This window comes from Bacillus sp. FSL M7-1020 (assembly GCF_038050415.1).
Taxonomy (GTDB): domain Bacteria; phylum Bacillota; class Bacilli; order Bacillales; family Bacillaceae_G; genus Bacillus_A; species Bacillus_A toyonensis.
Genome location: NZ_JBBOTW010000001.1, coordinates 3,644,300 through 3,661,549, shown reverse-complemented (window position 1 = coordinate 3,661,549; position 17,250 = coordinate 3,644,300). Strand labels below are relative to the sequence as shown.

Sequence of the window (17,250 nt, the reverse complement as noted above, 5' to 3'; positions counted from 1 at the left end):
GAATATGGAAAACAAAATTTTATCAATAGGTTTCATCGGTATTGGTGTAATGGGAAAAAGTATGGTTCGTCATTTAATGCAAGAAGGTCATAAAGTATATGTATATAATAGAACGAAAGCGAAGACAGATTCATTAGTACAAGATGGTGCAAATTGGTGTGATACACCGAAAGAGTTAGTGAAGCAAGTAGATGTTGTAATGACTATGGTTGGATATCCACATGATGTTGAAGAAGTGTACTTTGGAAGTGAAGGGATTATAGAGAATGCAAATGAAGGCGCGATAGCCATTGATTTTACGACATCTACACCAACATTGGCAAAACGTATAAATGAAGTTGGTAAAAGAAAGAATGTATTTACGTTAGATGCCCCAGTATCTGGAGGAGATGTTGGTGCTAAAGAAGCAAGACTTGCAATTATGGTCGGTGGAGAGAAAGACATATATGATAGATGTTTACCGTTATTTGAAAAACTAGGAACAAATATTCAGTTACAAGGACCAGCTGGGAGTGGACAACATACGAAAATGTGCAATCAAATTGCAATTGCATCCAACATGATTGGAGTATGTGAAGCTGTTGCTTACGCGAAAAAGGCTGGACTAAATCCAGATAAAGTATTAGAGAGTATTTCAACAGGTGCAGCAGGTAGTTGGTCATTAAATAATTTAGCTCCTCGAATGTTAAAAGGAGACTTTGAGCCAGGGTTTTACGTAAAGCATTTTATGAAAGATATGAAAATCGCTTTAGATGAGGCTGAAAAATTACAATTACCAGTACCAGGTTTAAGCTTGGCGAAAGAATTGTATGAAGAGTTAATTATGGATGGAGAAGAAAATAGCGGAACACAAGTGTTATATAAAAAGTATATAAGGGGGTAAATGAGATGGATCTCCAAAAGTTTGATGAGATGATTGATGCTGTGCAGCGAGCAACTTGTATACAAATCAATGAAAAACAAAAGGAAGCCTTTAAACAAAAATATGATTTTGAACCAAACTTTGAATATGGAAGAGATGAGAAAGGGCATTATGTCATTCGAACTTCAAAAAAGATGTTAGAAGAAATGGAGTTTTACTTGGCATTAAAATATGATCGTGATGGAGTGGATCTTTATATGCAAGCTGAGATTGACGATATATGTCATGTGTCTGTTAGCTATAGTGAAGATGCGTTACATCTACAAGAATTGTTTCAATTTCTAGAAGAAAATAAATAAAAGTCCTCATTTGAGGACTTTTATTTATTTAGGTAAATATATTTCATTTTTATAATTATAAGCTAGAAGCTCGACGGCACCGTTCAACCGGGAACGGGATAACTTGCGCCATGTGGTTAGCGCCAAATTGTTTTGAGCGAGCGTGGCGTAATATATAAAATGCGCACAGAATAGCAACAGGAATAGCGCCGTATAAACCAAAAAATAAAGCGCTTACACAAGAGGCGACAAAACCTAAAACACCAACTTCTAACTCTTCCATAATAGCTCCTAAAATAACAGGAATAGCTCCGCATAAAACTCCTAGTATAAGTGCGATAAGTAAACTCATGATTATCCCCCTCTGTTTGCAATATTATTTTCCTTCTTATTAGTTGTAGTATATCATATATAAAACAGAATTTTCAGAAAAAATTCAAAAAAAGTTCAACAAATGTTCAAAAAGGGTTGAGAAATACACTTGAAAAATCGAGTGGATAGATTGTTTCTTGGAAGAAGAGGAAAGATGCTTTGAATAAATAAAAAATCAGGCCTATTTCATTTTTTGAAATAAGCCTGTTCCATAGGAGGATGTATATATGTAGAGTGAATAAAAGGTTGGAAAAGGGGGTCCAAGTCCTTTTATTCAACTAGCTACCTTAATAGATTGGAACCCAGCCTTCAGTTGTAACAAAAATACGAATAGCTACAACTTGACGATCATCCTGCAAAGTAAAATAATGTCTTGCATTTTCAGGAACAGAGATTAGGTCGCCTGGCTCAAGTTCAACGTCAAAGAATTTTCCATCTTTGCCTTCAATAGCAAAGATGCCATGGCCACTGACAATAAAGCGAACTTCATCATCAGTATGATGGTGTTCTTTTTGGAAATTAATTAATAATTCGTCAAGGTTAGGTGTGCTACTTGAAAGTGAAATTACATCATGCGCTTTATAACCTCGGCGTGCTGAAACATCAGCGATTTCTTTTGAAAAAACAGTTAATATTTCAGCTTTGTTATCATCTGTTAACGAATAATTTTCATTTAAATGAGTAGGAAGTTTAGAAATATTCCATTTCTCATATAAAACGCCTTCCTCTTGTAGAAATTTTGATACTTCCACTTCATTCTCAATGCGAGTATTTACTTCATGAATACGAATTTGCGCCATTAGAAACGCCTCCTTGAATTGATAATAGTTTTATATGAAATTGGAATAAAAACTCATAAGCTTCTAATCTTTTCTTTGCATCAAAGCTATCACGGCCCCATACAGTGATGCCGTGATTTCGAATTAATACTGCTCCCGAATCTCCTTGTATATGTTTTCGGAAGTTTTCCCCAAGTGTTGGGATATGAGCATGGTTTTCGATAATAGGAATGTGAATTGTTGCACCTTCCTCCCAAATATCAAGAGCTTTAATGATTTCTTGATTTTGAAGGGTGACTGTATCGCTATACAAATTTGTGATGACATTGTTATCCGTTGTATGAACATGAAGTACGCACCCGGCATTCGTATTGTTATAAATATGTGTATGCAATATTGTTTCTGCTGAAGGGCGTAATTCAGTCTCTAAAACAGGAACTCCTGCATGATCTACTAATAGAAAATCATCTGGAGTGGTTTTTGTTTTATCTTTACCGCTTGCTGTAATAAGGAAAGTAAGCGGCTCATGACTAACTTTTATAGAAATATTGCCACTTGTTGCTGGAAACCAATTTCGAGTTGTTAATTCTTTTTTAATCTCGCTTAAGTCATACCATTGACGAAACAGTTGTTTCATGATTTCACCTCCAACAAATGTTTTAATTCAGCTTGAACATCGTGAAATGTTTCAAACGGTGTATAAACAATATGATTTTCTTTACACTTTGTAATAAGGAAATCGCGAGCGAATACTTTATCTGCTTGTTTCGCAGCTTGTAAATCAGTAATAGAATCTCCGATTACAATATGGAAATTATTTGTATCACTTAATTTGCGGATTAAAGATGATTTACATAATCCACAATGATTTTGACAGTAATGATCACAAGGGTTAGGCCACTTAACTGTAATGTATTCATTTGAAAAGTCTGTTTCATTACAGTAAATTTGCTCTTTTGGAATGATTCCTTGTAAGAGTGGATAGACGAAGAAATCCATTCCACCTGATACAACGTAAAAAGAAATATTATTTTCATTTACAAATTGTATAAATTCACGAAAGCCACTACGAATTTCGGCAGTTTCTTTTAAAAATTGAATTATATCATCATGCAAATTAGTAGGTAGCAATTGAAATAATTGAGAAACACCTTCTTGAATAGAAAGCTCTTGTGATAAAATTCTTTGCTTTATTTCTTCTGCTTCTGGTGGTGCGAATTTTTCCATAATCGACATAATGTTATCGTTATTTGTAATCGTACCATCGAAATCACAAAATACTTGAATACTCATAATTTCACCTCATAAGAGGGATTTCCCCATATTTGTAGTGCGCTATGCAAATTTATGTCATCTACTTCATGGAGTAGATTACCTTGCAAAGTAGCATCAATTGCAGTGCGGAAAGCCTTTCCACCACCTTGCGCCCCATACGGATGCCCATGTATGCCGCCGCCCGCATTAATAACAACATCTTTACCGAAGTCTCGTAGAATAAAGGGAACGAAACCAGGATGAATGCCAGCAGATGGGACAGAGAAACTTTTCTTGAAAAACGCATCGTCTTCAGTTAGATAGTTTGAAATGTTGAAAGCCTCTTCCTTTTCTAACGCAACACTTCCGTATGGAGACGGGAATAAAGAAAAATCAGCACCAGCATAACGTAGTAGCTTTCCAAGTAATAATGGAGATGAGACCCCATATAGCTTGGATGCTGAATAAGCACCACTTACAGCAGGGTGTGCCATAATAGGAACTGGGATTTCATCATCTTCTGCCAGTGATTGTAGTACATCTAGTCCGTAAGCAAATACATTAAATAATAGAATATCAGCACCAGCCTGCACTGCGCGTTTCGCATTTTCTTTTAAGTCGAAAGTTCGCCCTGTTAAATTTACGGCATATAATGTTTTATGGCCGTATGTTTCATATACGGATTGTAAAACTTCTTTTCCAGATACAATTCGCTTCGCAAGTGGTGTTAAGGAGTTCTCGAATAAAATTTCATCATCTTTTACGATATCCACACCACCAATTGCTTGATCGCGTAATTGAGTTTTTAAGTATCCAATATTTCGTCCAATCATTCCTTTGAAAATGCTCATTAAAAGGGGACGGTTATACACTTGTACACGATTTCGAATACCGTCTATACCGAATTTTGGACCAGGAAAGTGCTTTTTTAATTCGTCTGAAAACGTTAAGTCAATTAATTTCACTTCGCCATCAAGTGATAACTTTCCGAATGTAGTTGTTAAAATCGCTGGTAAATCTGGACTGAAATTTAATAATGGGTATTCGATTTTAATAATCCCACGTTTTACTTTTTTGCGTAGATACGAATTGATATGTTCTTGTTCATCTAATTCCTCAATATGAATGACGTTGCCTTTATGTTGTTTTAATTGTTCTTGTAATAAATGTGGCAAATGAGTCCAAGAGCCAATTGTTAAACCGAGTGCAATTTGTTCAGCCTTTTTGTCTAAGTTAAGTGAATCGTCATGGATTAAATACGTCGCTATAATTCCGCTCATTGTTATAACCTCCTAGTTAAATAAAAAAACCTCTCAGCTAAGGAGAGGTTTTTTTACAACCAGCTCCTTATCTGTCAGCGTAATGCTGCGAGAATTAGCACCGTGTCTACAATTGTAGATCGGTTGCCGGGTTTCGTCGGGCTCGTCCCTCCACCTGCTCTTGATAAGAAGTATTTAGAAATGTTTAAATTTTTAAGATAACTGAATTTTGTCAGATATTTTTCATGTTGTCAACGACTTTTTGAAAAAATTTAATTTATCAATTCGATTAATTGCTTCTCGTAATCGTTCTTCTGTGTGCAAGAGACCAACGCGGACGTATCCTTCACCGTGTTCACCAAATCCAACACCAGGAGCAACTGCAACGTGTGCTTTTTCTAGCAAAATATCAGAAAATTGCTCAGATGTATAGCCTTCTGGTACAGGAAGCCATGCAAAGAAGGATCCGGTTGGGATGTCTACATTCCAACCGATAGAGTGACAAGCTGAAATAAGAGCATTTCTTCGAGATTCGTAACTATTTACAAGATCTACGACGCAAGATTGTGAACTTAATAGCGCTTCGCGGGCAGCGTCTTGAACTGCACCAAAAATACTAACATACATATGATCTTGCAATAGGTTAATTGTTTCGATGACACTTTCATTCCCTATGGCAAAAGCAATACGCCATCCAGCCATATTGAAAGTTTTGGATAATGTGTAAATTTCAATTCCTATATCTTTTGCACCGTCTGCTTGCAAGAAACTAACCGGTTTTTGACCATCAAATCCGATCGCACCGTAAGCAAAATCGTGAACGACTAATATATTATGTTTATTAGCAAAATGAATGGTTTCATCAAAGAAATCTTTTGATACAGTAGCACCAGTAGGATTGTTTGGATAGTTTAAAAACATTAACTTTGCTTGTTTCGCAATAGCGTCATCAATTTTTGTATAATCTGGTAAAAATTTATTTTCGGCAATAAGCGGCATTGTTTCAAATTGTGCTTTTGCTAAAGCAACTCCGGATAAATAATCTGGATAGCCTGGATCGGGAACGAGAATCGTATCACCAGGATTGGTAAAACACATTGGTAATTCTACTAATCCAGCTTTTCCACCAAACAAAATAGCAACTTCAGTTTTTGGATTTACTACTACATCATATTCACGTTGATAGAATGTTGCCACGGCTTCTTTTAAGCTTTCGTGTCCGCGAAATGGCGGATATTTATGATGAATGGTCTTTTCTGCAGCATGTTGTAAAGCTTTTACGATATGCTGCGGTGTTGGTTGATCTGGATTACCTTGACCTAGATTAATAACATCGTGACCAGCCGCAACGACTTTGTTAACTTTTGCAACAAGTGAAGCGAAAAATTGTGTTGGCAATGATGTTACTATCTCAGAAGGTTGAAATAATTTCATACTTTCCACCTCTTTTGAAAGTTGTTACAATTCTAGTGACAAATGATATAATCTTTCCAGTATTTTGTAAAGAGAAAATTAAGAATGGGGCTGAAAAAATGAAAGTCGCATGTATTCAAATGGATATTGTATTTGGAGATGTAGAAAAAAATATGGAGAACGCTAAAAACAAAATAAGCGAAGCGATGAAGGAAAGACCAGATGTTATCGTCTTACCAGAACTATGGACAACAGGATATGATTTAACGAGGCTTTCTGAAATTGCAGATAGAGATGGATTAGAAACGAAAGAAAGGTTGAAAGAATGGTCGAAGCAATATGGTGTACATATTGTTGGTGGTTCTATAGCAAAGCAAACAGAGCAAGGGGTTACCAATACAATGTATGTCGTAAACAACGAAGGAGATCTAGTCAATGAATATAGTAAAGTACATTTATTTCAGCTTATGGATGAACACAAATATTTAATGGCGGGTAATAAAACAGGTGAATTTAAACTAGATGATATCGAGTGCGCTGGCACAATTTGCTATGATATTCGTTTTCCAGAATGGATGCGCGTTCATACTGCTAAAGGGGCAAAAGTTTTCTTCGTTGTAGCAGAATGGCCATTAGTTCGTTTAGCACATTGGCGTTTGCTATTGCAAGCAAGAGCAGTTGAAAATCAATGTTATGTTGTTGCATGCAATAGGTCAGGAAAGGATCCGAATAATGAGTTTGCAGGTCATTCTCTAATTGTGGATCCTTGGGGTGAAGTCGTGGTAGAGGCAAATAAAGAGGAATCCATTTTATTTGGAGAACTTACATTCGAAAAGATTAAAGAGGTACGTAAAGGAATTCCAGTTTTTGCAGATCGCCGTCCAGAACTATACAAATAAAATATTGACAAGTGATTTTTATTCTTGGTATAGTCTTCAACATAAAGTTAAAAATTCTAAAAAATTATATAACTCTTATCAAGAGCAGGTGGAGGGATTTGGCCCGATGAAGCCCAGCAACCGACCGTAATACCATTGTGAAATGGGGCGTTTATGACGCCAAAAGGCACGGTGCTAATTCCAGCAGAAAGTAAAATTTCTGGCAGATAAGAGGGGAGAAGATAAACTTCAAACCTCTTTCTTAGTGGAAAGAGGTTTTTCTGCGTTAGAAAAACCTCTGAATTTAAAAAGGAGGAAAAGACGATGGGATATTATTCATTAACAGAAGTAACAGCTGTACAATATGCGAAAGAACATGGATATTTTGACAAGAAGGCGAATGTAGTTTGTCATGAAATAGGAGATGGAAATTTAAATTACGTGTTCAAATTAGTTGATGGAGAGAGATCAATTATAATAAAACAAGCACTTCCATATGCGAAAGTAGTTGGTGAGAGCTGGCCGTTGTCTATAAAAAGAGCGACGATTGAAAGCAAGGCATTACAAATTTTCGCGAAGTATGTACCAGATTATGTTCCGGTAGTGTACAGTCATGATGAAGAGTTAGCAGTTACAGTAATAGAAGACTTATCAAGACTAACAATTACAAGAAAAGGATTAATAGATGGAGAAGGATATCCACTTTTATCCCAGCATATCGGTCGTTTTCTAGCACATGTTTTATTTTATACTTCAGATTTCGGTTTACAGTCAGAAGAGAAAAGGATGCTAGAAGGTACATTTGTAAATCCAGACCTTAGTAAAATTACAGAAGATTTAGTTTTTACGGATCCGTTTGGACATTACGATACGAATGATTATGAGTCAGATTTACAGTCAGTGATTGATGAACTTTGGAGTGACAAAATTTTAAAACTAAAAGTAGCACAATATAAATATAAGTTTTTAACGAGAAAAGAAGCGCTTATTCATGGTGATTTACATACTGGTAGTATTTTTTCATCACCTTCTGAAACGAAAGTGATTGATCCAGAATTTGCAACGTACGGTCCATTTGGCTTTGATATCGGTCAATTTATCGCAAATCTATTATTAAATGCTTTATCGAGAGAAGAAGAAAAGAGAAGTGTACTATTTTTCCATATAGAAAAGACATGGAGTTATTTTGTAGAAACTTTTACGAAGTTATGGATTGGAGAAGGGGTAGAAGCATATACGAAAGAAAAACAATGGTTACCAATTATTTTGCAAAATATCTTTACTGATGCCGTCGGATTTGCCGGATGTGAACTGATTCGTAGAACAATTGGTTTAGCTCATGTAGCGGATTTAGATGAAATAGCAAATAAAGAAAGAAGAATTCAAGCTAAGAAGCAAGCGCTGTACTTAGGAAAAGAACTAATAAAATATGAATCTAAGTGTGCTGATATTCAACTGTTTCGAACATTATTTCAACAGACAGTTTCAGGAGGCATAAAAGCATGAGTACATTTGTAACTGTTCCGAGGTCTGTAAGTTGGAAAGGTGATGCAATTGCGGTATTAAATCAAACAAAGTTGCCGTATAGTACAGAATATAAAACGTTGACGACTATTGAAGAGGTATGGAAAAGTATTGTAATGCTAGAAGTACGCGGAGCACCCGCAATTGGAATTGTAGCAGCATTTGGTTTGGCGCTTGCATCAAAAAAATATAACACGATACATATTGAAGAATTTCAGAAGATATTTAATAGAGATTGTAACTATTTAGGGACATCACGACCGACGGCAGTGAATTTGTTTTGGGCAATTGATCGTATGAGAGAATCTATTCGAGAGATTATTACAATAAAAGAAGCGCAAAAAACATTAGAAGAAGAAGCGCTTCGCATTCAGCAGGAAGATGAAGAGGTATGCCGGAGTATTGGGGAACATGCGTTAACATGCTTTACAGACGGTGATAACATTTTAACAATTTGTAATGCTGGAAGTATTGCAACTGCAAGGTATGGTACTGCATTAGCGCCGTTTTATATCGGGAAAGAAAAAGGTGTACACTTACATGCGTATGCATGTGAAACGAGACCGGTTTTACAAGGTGGCCGTTTAACGACATGGGAGTTAAAGCAAGCGGGTATTGATGTGACGCTTATTACAGATAATACGGCAGCTCATGCAATTCGTACGAAAGAAATTGATGCAATTATCGTAGGGGCAGATCGAATTGTCGCAAATGGAGATACGGCAAATAAAATCGGAACAATGAATTTAGCTATATTAGCAAAGTATTTCGAAATTCCATTTTACGTTGCAGCTCCGTTATCTACGTTTGATATTACGAAACAAACAGGTACCGAAATTGTTATTGAAGAAAGAGATGAAACAGAAGTTACGAAAATTTTTGGCAAACAAGTGGCACCGATTGGTACAGATGTTTATAATCCTGCATTTGACGTAACACCGCATGAATTAATTACAGGTATTATTACTGAGAAAGGTATTATACGTGGAGATTATGAGCGAGAAATTGCATCATTATTTGAAAAACAAGCTAATACATAATAGCTTGTTTTTTATGCCTAAATGTGCCTTTTCCCCTTATTTATATAATGAAAGGAGGAGAGAAGGATGGAAGAGTGGATCGGGATGATAGGTAATGTAGGCTTTCCAATTGTTGTAACATTATATTTACTCCATCGGATTGAAAGTAAATTAGATGGGATAACTGTTGCGATAGAGAAACTGCCACAGCAATTACTAAAGTACGATGATCCTCGTGATAAAAAATAAAGTTTGCTCTTCGTGAGCAAACTTTATTTTTTTATCACGCATTAACTGCCCGTAAAAGCCCGATTGGTGAGGGCTACGAATCAGTGGGGGATGAAGCCCCACTGATTAAAGTTTCACTTTATTGAGCAATATAACCACCATCGATAACGACAGCTTGACCAGTTATGCCTTTTGCTTTTTCACTCGCTAAAAACATAGCATAATCAGCAATTTCTTGTACTTGTAATAAACGTTTTTGTGGTACAAGTGGATAAATGACATCTTCTAAAACATTTTCAAGCGGTACATTTCGTGTAGTAGCTAAGTCTTGTAGTTGATTACGTACAAGAGGGGTATCGACATAACCAGGGCAAAGTGCATTAACAGTAATTCCATGGGTAGCACCTTCTAATGCGGCAACTTTTGTCAGTCCAATTACGCCATGTTTTGCGCTATTGTAGGCAGCTTTTCCGGCGAATCCGACAAGGCCATTAATAGAAGCGACGTTAATAATCCGGCCGTATTTTTGTTTTTTCATAATAGGAAAAGCGTGTTTGATGGCGATAAATGGAGCGATTTGCATAATTTTAATAAGAAGCTCGAATTTCTCAGTTGGAAAATCTTCAATCGGTGAAACATGTTGCATTCCTGCATTGTTAATTAATACGTCTAATGAACCGAAATGACTAACTGTTTGAGAAAGCGCTACTGTAATTTCTTCTTCAGATGTAACGTCACATTGTAAACCGATAGCTTGAAAGCCTTCTTTTTGTAATTGCTCAGCAGCTTCTTTCGCACGATCTTCAAGGCGATCAGTAATAACAACTTTTGCGCCTTCTTTTGCAAAGGTATTCCCCATTTCATAACCAATACCACTCGCAGCACCTGTTAAAAAGACAACTCGATTTGTAACCATGATGAAAAACACTCCTTCATAATAAAAGTTCCCTCATTGCTCTATTTAGAGGGGGAACTACGAAATTCCTGCAAACATTTGGAAAAAATCCGTTAGCTATCTTGTAAAACAAGATAGTGGGAGGATTTCAATTATGTCGACAAGTCAAATGCTGAAAGGGATTTTAGAAGGATGCTTACTTGCTATTATTTCTGAAGGTGAAATATACGGTTATGAAATGAGTGAAAAGCTAGCGAAGTATGGTTTTACAATGGCGAGTGAGGGAAGTATTTATCCGTTGTTAATACGGATGCAAAAAGAGGGGCTAATATCAAGTGTAATGAAGGAATCTCCATCTGGTCCAAAAAGGAAGTATTATACGTTAACAGAAAAGGGAGAAGATGAACTGGATGAATTTATGGGTCGCTGGGAAGCGATGCAAAGTAGTGTAGAACGTCTACTTGAAGGGAAGGGAAGAAAATAATGCTATCAAGTGAAGCACAAAAGTTTTTGTTAGATATGAGATTGTTTTTGACCGCAAAGAGTGTGAAAGAAAGCGATATGGAAAGCTTTTTAGAAGATGCAGAGTTGCATTTAATAGAAGGTGAGAGTGACGGGAAAAGTGTAGAAGAAATTTTTGGAAGTTCGCCGAAAGAATATGCTAATGAACTTGTAAAAGTGATGGAAAGAGATAGACAGGAAACGTGGAAGCAAATTGGTTTTACAGTAATGAATATCGTAGCATTTTGGATTATTGCTTCTATTTTAATAGTGAATAACGGAAAGTTACAAATTTCACTTATTCAGTGCATTGGTTATAGTTTCACATTAATGTTAGCTGTGTTAGGCCCTAATTTTTTGCTTCGTAAAATGACCTTTGTAACAAGCTTTACAAAAACGTGGTTTTCTATGTGGTCTTTAGTCATGATTGCTCCAATGTTTTTATTAGGAGTTGTTACGATATTAGATGTAATATATCCTACAAAGATGGTTACATTCACCCAAATGCAAAGTTATATGTTAGCTGGTGGGATCTTTATCATGACAGTAGCTATAAACATGTATTTTGAAGGATGGTTTAAAAACTTATATTTAATTATTCCTCTTTCTATTATGTTAGTATTTCAAGCATTTACATCAGAAGATCTCATGCCAATGTTATTTCAGATTATATGTTTATACGGAAGTTTATTTATTTTAATTTTCGTTGAAATTATGATGAAGACGAATAGAAGAGAAACGGTTAATTAAGGGAGGGGTTATAATGAAGGTTTCTAAAGAAGGAGAAGAGTTTTTAATCGATACGAAAGTATATTTAATAACAAAAGGGATTAAAGAAGAAGATGTGGACGCTTTTCTAGAAGATGCAGAACTTCATTTAATAGAAGGTGAAAAAAAGGGGAAGACGGTAAGTGATATATTTGGTGATTCACCAAAAGAGTATGCAGAAGAATTGGTGAAAGAGATGGAGAAGGATAAAAGCGGGAGTATAAAAAGTATTTTAGGAATGATTATTGGTATTGGTGGATACTGGTTAGTTACAAATATTTTATTTGAAAGTCCGAATCATGAATTTACATTAACGAATGTACAATTGATTGGATACCCAATTGTTTTAATGATTACTATTGTGGGTATTATTTTTGCTTTTAAGATGTCATCATTTAAAAGCAAAATAAAAGAATTTAGCATTATTTATGTAGCAGCTTTGCTACCAATTTTATTACCAGTATTATTAATGTTTATGAATAAATGGTATGGGACACCTGTATTGCAATTAACTACTATACAAAGTTACATACTAGCTGGAATTGTCTTATTAGTATTGTTAATTGGGGAAGCGTACATACTTGGATGGATTGGAATGCTAGTTGTTATTATACCGCTATTAATTATGTTTGTATTTAAAGAATTAGGAAAGCAAAACCCATATTGGGGAATACTAGAGCCTTTACTTCTGTATGGAAGTTTATATGTATTAATGCGATGGTCTTTAAAAAATGAAGAGCAAAAAACTGTAAACTAGTGTTTTACTGATATTGAGCGAACGGAATATTTTATTGAGAGGGGAACAAATATGCAAAGTATATTTCTAGGTATATTATCTATTATATTTCTAGGTTTAACAATTTTCGGGCTATATACTACCTTTTCGAAAAAGGTACATGATAACTATTTTGATACTTTATTAGATGACACATCAGGATATATTTTGTTCTTCGGGTTAATAGGAAAAAGGCTGCTCTGGATATGCAAAAAATTATTTCCAAAGAAATATTATATAGGGATTTTTAGAGGGATTACATTTACGTTTAGTTGTCTATTTTTATTTCTAGCAGCCGGGACTTGGTTTGTTGATTAAATAAGTTGTTTTAAACAGTAATAAGATTGTTACTGTTTTTTTCTTTGTAATAAAGAGCTTTGTAAAGAGAGTTCTTTTTGTTCGTTTGTTAATAAGGAATGAATATGGACGTTTTCTGGGCGGGGGACTATAGGGTACATCAGATTTGATGGAGAAGGGTGGTGTTCCGAGCCAGTTGGAGAATGAGGATCTGCATGTGTAAGTTTTCCGTGAACGCGCCTTGTGAATAAAATATGGCCAATTTCGTGAGCGAGCGTATATATATTTTTCATAGGAGCGGCTGAATTTGTTAAAACGATATAACCAGTAAGTTGTTGTTGTTTAGCTAAAGAGTAAGCACAGGCAATTACTGCTGTTTCTTTAAAATAATCACTGCCAATATAACAAATATAAAGATCACATTCTGGAGCTTCATTTACACACGTTTGGAAAAAGGCTGCTAATTTTTCCTGACTTTGAATAGAATTTTTATAACTAATTTCACGGTCTGAAAAACGAAAAAGCTCATTTAATACAATTACTTCTTGAATTTGAAATGTAATGGGGTGCCAAATTGATTCTGCGACTGCTAAATCTTTTGCGATACGGTCTTCAGAAATGTTGGCGCCTGGCGTAATGCAAATACATATATTGACGTATGGATCCATAGGGAACACCTCAAATGAAAAAATTCTTCCTATAATATATGTGAGAAAAAGGTGCTATGTATGGATAAACGCCTTGTTTATTACATGAATATATAGACTACAAGTCGAAAAAATTTCATAGTTCTATAACGTAGTATGGTCATCTTTTTGATATAGTAAAGGAAAGGGGGAGAATATATGTATACATTAAAAATCGTTTCAGACAGAGAAGCTCTTTATCAATTTGCGAGTTATGTAAAAGTTGTGCAAGGGGTTGAAGATGTATATGTAGAGGTGGGAGAACCTGTATATGAACATCCATTAATGAAGTTTTACGTACATATTAAGCTGGGGGAAACATATGATCAACATAAAGCGTTACAAGAAATAGCAAGATTAGTAGAATTGGGGCGTTTTACATACGTTCATTATCGTAATGATGAAATTGAAGAAGCTTTTGAAGCTGTAAAATATGAAAGTTTTAAGAAATAAAGTGAAAAAAGGGAGCGAAAGCTTCCTTTTTTTCTTGAAATTTACATCAACAAAATGAGAAAAATTTTGTTATGATAAGGGAGGGTGAGGAAAGGAGAGTTTACATATTGGGGTATATTGAAGAGTTACGTAAAGTCGTTGGTACAAGGCCACTTATTTTAGTAGGATCAGCAATTATTATATTAAATGATAGGCAAGAAGTATTGCTTCAATATCGTTCAGACACATATGATTGGGGTGTACCTGGCGGAGCGATGGAGCTAGGAGAAACGACAGAAGAAACTGCTCGCAGAGAACTATTTGAAGAGACGGGACTAAACGCGAAAATTATGCAATTTATCGGGGTTCTTTCGGGAAAAGAAGTGTACTTCCAATATCCAAATGGAGATGAAATTTTTAATGTCATTCATCTGTATCAGGGGCATCATGTGAGTGGGGAAGTTAAGCTTGATCATGAAGGATTACAGCTTCAATATTTTCCGGTAGATAAGTTACCGAATTTGAATAAAACAACAGAGAAGATTTTACAAAAATTCCTATACGCATTAACAGAATAGAAGGTTAATTCCTTCTATTTTTATTATATTAAATATTTTGATTTTTTAGTATGTTTATAGTATGATAGTTTTAGATATACATCTTATGGAATTTCACCTAAAAACTGACTAGGGTACATAAGAGAGGGGCAAGTACAAAATGCATAATGTTGTCATTACAGCTGCAGTTCGTTCACCAATTGGAACTTTCGGAGGAGCACTAAAAAATATAACACCAGTAGAATTAGCTGTTCCTGTACTTCAGGAAGCTGTAAAACGAGGCGGGGTAGAACCACATGAAGTTGATGAAGTAATTTTAGGTCATTGTATTCAAAGAACTGATGAAGCAAATACGGCGAGAACGGCTGCATTAGCGGCAGGATTTCCTGACACAGTTACGGGCTATACAATCCAACGCCAATGTTCTTCAGGTATGCAAGCAATTATGTCAGCTGCAATGCAAATTCAATTAGGTGTGAGTGATGTTGTTATTGCAGGTGGAGTAGAAGCGATGAGTTCGAGCCCTTATGCATTGAAACAGCACCGCTGGGGACAACGTCTACAGCACGGAGAAATTCGTGATACGGTGTGGGAAGTGCTAGAAGATCCGATTCATCATATTATGATGGGTGAAACAGCGGAAAATTTAGTTGAACAATATGAAATTACAAGAGAGGAACAAGATGAAGTTGCGCTTCGCAGTCATACATTGGCACTACAAGCAATCGAGTCTGGATACTTTGACGATCAAATTGTTCCTATTACAATAAAAGAGCGTAGAAAAGAAATTGTATTTTCTAAGGATGAACATCCGCGTGCAGATATTACAGCGGAAAAATTAGCTGGATTAAAACCAGCTTTCCGTAAAGATGGATCTGTAACGGCAGGGAATGCATCTGGTCTTAATGACGGAAGTGCAGTTCTAGTATTAATGAGTGAAGAAAAAGCGAAAGAAAAAGGCTTACAACCGTTAGCTAGAATTGTTGGCTATTCAGTAGCTGGAGTAGATCCTAAAATTATGGGAATTGGACCAGCACCAGCAATTCGTAAAGGATTAGAAAAAGTAGATTGGTCATTAGAAGATGCAGATTTACTTGAAATTAATGAAGCTTTCGCTGCGCAATACCTAGCTGTAGAGAAAGAATTAGGTTTAGACCGTGAAAAAGTGAATGTAAACGGTAGTGGTGTAGGACTTGGACACCCAATCGGTTGTACAGGAGCTCGTATCACTGTAAGTTTAATTCATGAATTAAAAAGACGTGGATTAGAAAAAGGAATTGCCTCTTTATGCGTCGGTGGCGGTATCGGGGTTGCCTTATTTATAGAAGCGTTATAAAAAAGAAGCAGCGTTTGCTGCTTCTTTTTTACGACTCAAATAGATGATGGAATAATCGATCGCTATTTTCAAAGAAAAGTTTCGTCGTTTGATAATGCTCCGTTTCTTCTAAAGATGATTCGTGAATCCCCTCTTGTGTTAAAGAATATATAGTAGATTCAGGATAAGCCATTAATATAGGGGAATGCGTGGCAATAACAAATTGTGAACCTTGTTCAGCTAGTTCGTGCATTCGAATGAGCATGGAAAGTTGTCTCATCGGGGATAAAGCTGCCTCAGGCTCATCTAAAATGTATAAACCTTGTCCTGAAAAACGGTTCATAAATAAGGAGAAAAATGATTCGCCATGTGATTGTTTGTGTAGTGAGATACCACCATATGAGTCAATAACTGGATTTCCGCGTGCTTCTGGATCAGCATCCATTTCATCGATATAAGAAGCGACGTTATAAAATGATTCAGCGCGAAGAAAGAAACCATCGCTTGGTGTATTAAAACTTTTTGAAATTCGAAGATATTCATGTAAAGATGAATGTGAATTATTTGTGCTAAAACGGAAATTCTTCGTTCCACCTTCAGCATTAAAACCTAAAGCAATTGCAATTGCTTCAAGTAGTGTTGATTTACCTGTTCCGTTTTCTCCAATAATGAATGTTACATTTGGATGGAAAAGGAGCGATTGTAATGTTCGAATAGCGGGTAAACAGTAAGGATATGCGGAAAAGCTAGGGATATCTTCTTTTTTTAATGTGACACTTTTTAAAAAGGGTACGTCAATCAATATATAAACCTCAATTCATAACGGATTTTGATTTAAAAAAAGCAAAAAATACAAGTGTAAGACGACTTGCTAATAAAGTGCGCCAAAACCGAGATTTTCCCAGCCGAACGTCATTCTCTGCAATATAAAAATGGAAAGAACGCTTATAAAGCCAACGAGAGCAGGCGTATATTTTATAATTTTTAAGTTCTTCCATAGAAAAAAGAAAAGTGTTAATGACATGAGAACTCCCATTTTATTTTCTGAATATTTCATGAGGATTATAACATGGAAACTATCATATTCCAATGTGAAAA

The 17,250-nt window shown here is 35.7% G+C and carries 22 protein-coding genes, 1 pseudogene and 2 riboswitches; of the genes and pseudogenes, 13 read left to right on the top strand and 10 right to left on the bottom strand.

Translation table 11 applies throughout. From position 1 onward, the window contains the following. Positions 1–4: 4 nt before the first annotated feature. Together MHB70_RS18535 and MHB70_RS18530 are read left to right on the top strand one after the other, a co-directional pair. On the top strand, positions 5–883 hold the full coding sequence (locus tag MHB70_RS18535; RefSeq protein ID WP_061529587.1) for an NAD(P)-dependent oxidoreductase: 879 nt from the start codon (positions 5–7) through the stop codon (positions 881–883). A 5-nt stretch (positions 884–888) separates the two neighbouring features. Continuing rightward, positions 889–1,221, top strand: a complete 333-nt coding sequence (locus MHB70_RS18530) for a DUF3909 family protein (RefSeq protein ID WP_000365606.1) — start codon at positions 889–891, stop codon at positions 1,219–1,221. A gap of 55 nt (positions 1,222–1,276) precedes the next feature. Here the strand turns inward: MHB70_RS18530 and MHB70_RS18525 are convergent, their stop codons facing one another. The 6 genes from MHB70_RS18525 to MHB70_RS18500 all read right to left on the bottom strand — a co-directional run bounded on the left by MHB70_RS18525 (position 1,277) and on the right by MHB70_RS18500 (position 6,298). Beyond that, positions 1,277–1,552 carry a hypothetical protein gene (locus tag MHB70_RS18525; protein WP_000054649.1) on the bottom strand — a complete coding sequence of 92 codons (276 nt, stop codon included), beginning with the start codon at positions 1,550–1,552 and terminating at the stop codon, positions 1,277–1,279. Positions 1,553–1,859: 307 nt separating this feature from the next. Further along, complete coding sequence (locus MHB70_RS18520) at positions 1,860–2,372, bottom strand: 1,2-dihydroxy-3-keto-5-methylthiopentene dioxygenase (RefSeq protein WP_000057312.1); 513 nt, start codon at positions 2,370–2,372, stop codon at positions 1,860–1,862. Next, positions 2,350–2,988 carry a methylthioribulose 1-phosphate dehydratase gene (locus tag MHB70_RS18515; RefSeq protein ID WP_000811318.1) on the bottom strand — a complete coding sequence of 213 codons (639 nt, stop codon included), beginning with the start codon at positions 2,986–2,988 and terminating at the stop codon, positions 2,350–2,352. The genes MHB70_RS18520 and MHB70_RS18515 overlap by 23 nt, the downstream gene beginning before the upstream one ends. After that, positions 2,985–3,644 (bottom strand): 2-hydroxy-3-keto-5-methylthiopentenyl-1-phosphate phosphatase, encoded by a 660-nt coding sequence (locus MHB70_RS18510; protein ID WP_000027454.1) that lies wholly within the window; start codon positions 3,642–3,644, stop codon positions 2,985–2,987. The genes MHB70_RS18515 and MHB70_RS18510 overlap by 4 nt, the downstream gene beginning before the upstream one ends. Continuing rightward, positions 3,641–4,885 carry a 2,3-diketo-5-methylthiopentyl-1-phosphate enolase gene (mtnW, locus tag MHB70_RS18505; RefSeq protein ID WP_000014211.1) on the bottom strand — a complete coding sequence of 415 codons (1,245 nt, stop codon included), beginning with the start codon at positions 4,883–4,885 and terminating at the stop codon, positions 3,641–3,643. The genes MHB70_RS18510 and mtnW overlap by 4 nt, the downstream gene beginning before the upstream one ends. A gap of 64 nt (positions 4,886–4,949) precedes the next feature. Then, positions 4,950–5,055, bottom strand: a riboswitch (SAM riboswitch). 52 nt (positions 5,056–5,107) lie between these two features. Continuing rightward, positions 5,108–6,298, bottom strand: coding sequence for a pyridoxal phosphate-dependent aminotransferase (locus tag MHB70_RS18500; RefSeq protein WP_000765541.1), 1,191 nt, complete (start codon positions 6,296–6,298; stop codon positions 5,108–5,110). 14 nt (positions 6,299–6,312) lie between these two features. Between MHB70_RS18500 and MHB70_RS18495 the strand changes: the two genes are divergently transcribed. The 4 genes from MHB70_RS18495 (at position 6,313) to MHB70_RS18480 (ending at position 9,947) form a co-directional block, all read left to right on the top strand. Then, positions 6,313–7,176 carry a carbon-nitrogen family hydrolase gene (locus MHB70_RS18495; RefSeq protein ID WP_002093326.1) on the top strand — a complete coding sequence of 288 codons (864 nt, stop codon included), beginning with the start codon at positions 6,313–6,315 and terminating at the stop codon, positions 7,174–7,176. Positions 7,177–7,248: 72 nt separating this feature from the next. After that, positions 7,249–7,389: riboswitch (SAM riboswitch) on the top strand. A 90-nt stretch (positions 7,390–7,479) separates the two neighbouring features. Continuing rightward, positions 7,480–8,661 (top strand): S-methyl-5-thioribose kinase, encoded by a 1,182-nt coding sequence (mtnK, locus tag MHB70_RS18490; protein ID WP_000542699.1) that lies wholly within the window; start codon positions 7,480–7,482, stop codon positions 8,659–8,661. Next, the gene (mtnA, locus tag MHB70_RS18485) at positions 8,658–9,719 is read left to right on the top strand and encodes an S-methyl-5-thioribose-1-phosphate isomerase (protein WP_000103030.1); all 1,062 of its coding nucleotides are present in this window, start codon (positions 8,658–8,660) and stop codon (positions 9,717–9,719) included. The genes mtnK and mtnA overlap by 4 nt, the downstream gene beginning before the upstream one ends. Before the next feature lie 66 nt (positions 9,720–9,785). Then, the gene (locus MHB70_RS18480) at positions 9,786–9,947 is read left to right on the top strand and encodes a YvrJ family protein (RefSeq protein WP_000393323.1); all 162 of its coding nucleotides are present in this window, start codon (positions 9,786–9,788) and stop codon (positions 9,945–9,947) included. A 118-nt stretch (positions 9,948–10,065) separates the two neighbouring features. Here the strand turns inward: MHB70_RS18480 and MHB70_RS18475 are convergent, their stop codons facing one another. After that, positions 10,066–10,842 (bottom strand): 3-hydroxybutyrate dehydrogenase, encoded by a 777-nt coding sequence (locus tag MHB70_RS18475; protein WP_000258447.1) that lies wholly within the window; start codon positions 10,840–10,842, stop codon positions 10,066–10,068. Between the two features lie 133 nt (positions 10,843–10,975). Here MHB70_RS18475 and MHB70_RS18470 point away from each other — a divergent pair, with 133 nt between their 5' ends. From MHB70_RS18470 to MHB70_RS18455, 4 genes are read left to right on the top strand one after another with little or no spacing between them, the layout of a single operon-like run. Then, positions 10,976–11,305, top strand: a complete 330-nt coding sequence (locus MHB70_RS18470) for a PadR family transcriptional regulator (protein WP_000107973.1) — start codon at positions 10,976–10,978, stop codon at positions 11,303–11,305. After that, the gene (locus MHB70_RS18465) at positions 11,305–12,072 is read left to right on the top strand and encodes a DUF1129 domain-containing protein (RefSeq protein ID WP_000952880.1); all 768 of its coding nucleotides are present in this window, start codon (positions 11,305–11,307) and stop codon (positions 12,070–12,072) included. Before MHB70_RS18470 ends, MHB70_RS18465 begins: the two co-directional genes overlap by 1 nt. Positions 12,073–12,085: 13 nt before the next feature. Next, positions 12,086–12,847, top strand: coding sequence for a DUF1129 domain-containing protein (locus MHB70_RS18460; RefSeq protein WP_061529586.1), 762 nt, complete (start codon positions 12,086–12,088; stop codon positions 12,845–12,847). Between the two features lie 51 nt (positions 12,848–12,898). Continuing rightward, complete coding sequence (locus MHB70_RS18455; RefSeq protein WP_001190630.1) at positions 12,899–13,183, top strand: hypothetical protein; 285 nt, start codon at positions 12,899–12,901, stop codon at positions 13,181–13,183. A 29-nt stretch (positions 13,184–13,212) separates the two neighbouring features. Here MHB70_RS18455 and MHB70_RS18450 read toward each other — a convergent pair whose 3' ends face one another. After that, complete coding sequence (locus MHB70_RS18450; RefSeq protein WP_000371628.1) at positions 13,213–13,830, bottom strand: ImmA/IrrE family metallo-endopeptidase; 618 nt, start codon at positions 13,828–13,830, stop codon at positions 13,213–13,215. Positions 13,831–14,007: 177 nt separating this feature from the next. On the opposite strand from MHB70_RS18450, the gene MHB70_RS18445 reads away from it, so the two are divergent. The 3 genes from MHB70_RS18445 (at position 14,008) to MHB70_RS18435 (ending at position 16,173) form a co-directional block, all read left to right on the top strand. Continuing rightward, entirely contained in the window at positions 14,008–14,301 is a 294-nt protein-coding gene (locus MHB70_RS18445) for a DUF3928 family protein (RefSeq protein ID WP_000288323.1), read from the top strand. Positions 14,302–14,408: 107 nt separating this feature from the next. Beyond that, the gene (locus MHB70_RS18440; RefSeq protein WP_000540531.1) at positions 14,409–14,858 is read left to right on the top strand and encodes an NUDIX hydrolase; all 450 of its coding nucleotides are present in this window, start codon (positions 14,409–14,411) and stop codon (positions 14,856–14,858) included. A gap of 139 nt (positions 14,859–14,997) precedes the next feature. Further along, on the top strand, positions 14,998–16,173 hold the full coding sequence (locus tag MHB70_RS18435; protein WP_000552062.1) for an acetyl-CoA C-acetyltransferase: 1,176 nt from the start codon (positions 14,998–15,000) through the stop codon (positions 16,171–16,173). A 28-nt stretch (positions 16,174–16,201) separates the two neighbouring features. Here the strand turns inward: MHB70_RS18435 and MHB70_RS18430 are convergent, their stop codons facing one another. Together MHB70_RS18430 and MHB70_RS18425 are read right to left on the bottom strand one after the other, a co-directional pair. After that, positions 16,202–16,954, bottom strand: coding sequence for an AAA family ATPase (locus tag MHB70_RS18430; protein WP_061529585.1), 753 nt, complete (start codon positions 16,952–16,954; stop codon positions 16,202–16,204). Between the two features lie 10 nt (positions 16,955–16,964). Continuing rightward, positions 16,965–17,209, bottom strand: a pseudogene (locus MHB70_RS18425) (hypothetical protein). Positions 17,210–17,250: the final 41 nt, after the last annotated feature.

What these genes read in the sequence shown, in the direction of transcription:
- MHB70_RS18535 (WP_061529587.1), top strand. Translation starts at nt 5, where the DNA reads ATGGAAAACAAAATTTTATCAATAGGTTTCATCGGTATTGGTGTAATG.
- MHB70_RS18530 (WP_000365606.1), top strand. Translation starts at nt 889, where the DNA reads ATGGATCTCCAAAAGTTTGATGAGATGATTGATGCTGTGCAGCGAGCA.
- MHB70_RS18525 (WP_000054649.1), bottom strand. Translation starts at nt 1,552, where the DNA reads ATGAGTTTACTTATCGCACTTATACTAGGAGTTTTATGCGGAGCTATT.
- MHB70_RS18520 (WP_000057312.1), bottom strand. Translation starts at nt 2,372, where the DNA reads ATGGCGCAAATTCGTATTCATGAAGTAAATACTCGCATTGAGAATGAA.
- MHB70_RS18515 (WP_000811318.1), bottom strand. Translation starts at nt 2,988, where the DNA reads ATGAAACAACTGTTTCGTCAATGGTATGACTTAAGCGAGATTAAAAAA.
- MHB70_RS18510 (WP_000027454.1), bottom strand. Translation starts at nt 3,644, where the DNA reads ATGAGTATTCAAGTATTTTGTGATTTCGATGGTACGATTACAAATAAC.
- mtnW (WP_000014211.1), bottom strand. Translation starts at nt 4,885, where the DNA reads ATGAGCGGAATTATAGCGACGTATTTAATCCATGACGATTCACTTAAC.
- MHB70_RS18500 (WP_000765541.1), bottom strand. Translation starts at nt 6,298, where the DNA reads ATGAAATTATTTCAACCTTCTGAGATAGTAACATCATTGCCAACACAA.
- mtnK (WP_000542699.1), top strand. Translation starts at nt 7,480, where the DNA reads ATGGGATATTATTCATTAACAGAAGTAACAGCTGTACAATATGCGAAA.
- mtnA (WP_000103030.1), top strand. Translation starts at nt 8,658, where the DNA reads ATGAGTACATTTGTAACTGTTCCGAGGTCTGTAAGTTGGAAAGGTGAT.
- MHB70_RS18480 (WP_000393323.1), top strand. Translation starts at nt 9,786, where the DNA reads ATGGAAGAGTGGATCGGGATGATAGGTAATGTAGGCTTTCCAATTGTT.
- MHB70_RS18475 (WP_000258447.1), bottom strand. Translation starts at nt 10,842, where the DNA reads ATGGTTACAAATCGAGTTGTCTTTTTAACAGGTGCTGCGAGTGGTATT.
- MHB70_RS18470 (WP_000107973.1), top strand. Translation starts at nt 10,976, where the DNA reads ATGTCGACAAGTCAAATGCTGAAAGGGATTTTAGAAGGATGCTTACTT.
- MHB70_RS18465 (WP_000952880.1), top strand. Translation starts at nt 11,305, where the DNA reads ATGCTATCAAGTGAAGCACAAAAGTTTTTGTTAGATATGAGATTGTTT.
- MHB70_RS18460 (WP_061529586.1), top strand. Translation starts at nt 12,086, where the DNA reads ATGAAGGTTTCTAAAGAAGGAGAAGAGTTTTTAATCGATACGAAAGTA.
- MHB70_RS18455 (WP_001190630.1), top strand. Translation starts at nt 12,899, where the DNA reads ATGCAAAGTATATTTCTAGGTATATTATCTATTATATTTCTAGGTTTA.
- MHB70_RS18450 (WP_000371628.1), bottom strand. Translation starts at nt 13,830, where the DNA reads ATGGATCCATACGTCAATATATGTATTTGCATTACGCCAGGCGCCAAC.
- MHB70_RS18445 (WP_000288323.1), top strand. Translation starts at nt 14,008, where the DNA reads ATGTATACATTAAAAATCGTTTCAGACAGAGAAGCTCTTTATCAATTT.
- MHB70_RS18435 (WP_000552062.1), top strand. Translation starts at nt 14,998, where the DNA reads ATGCATAATGTTGTCATTACAGCTGCAGTTCGTTCACCAATTGGAACT.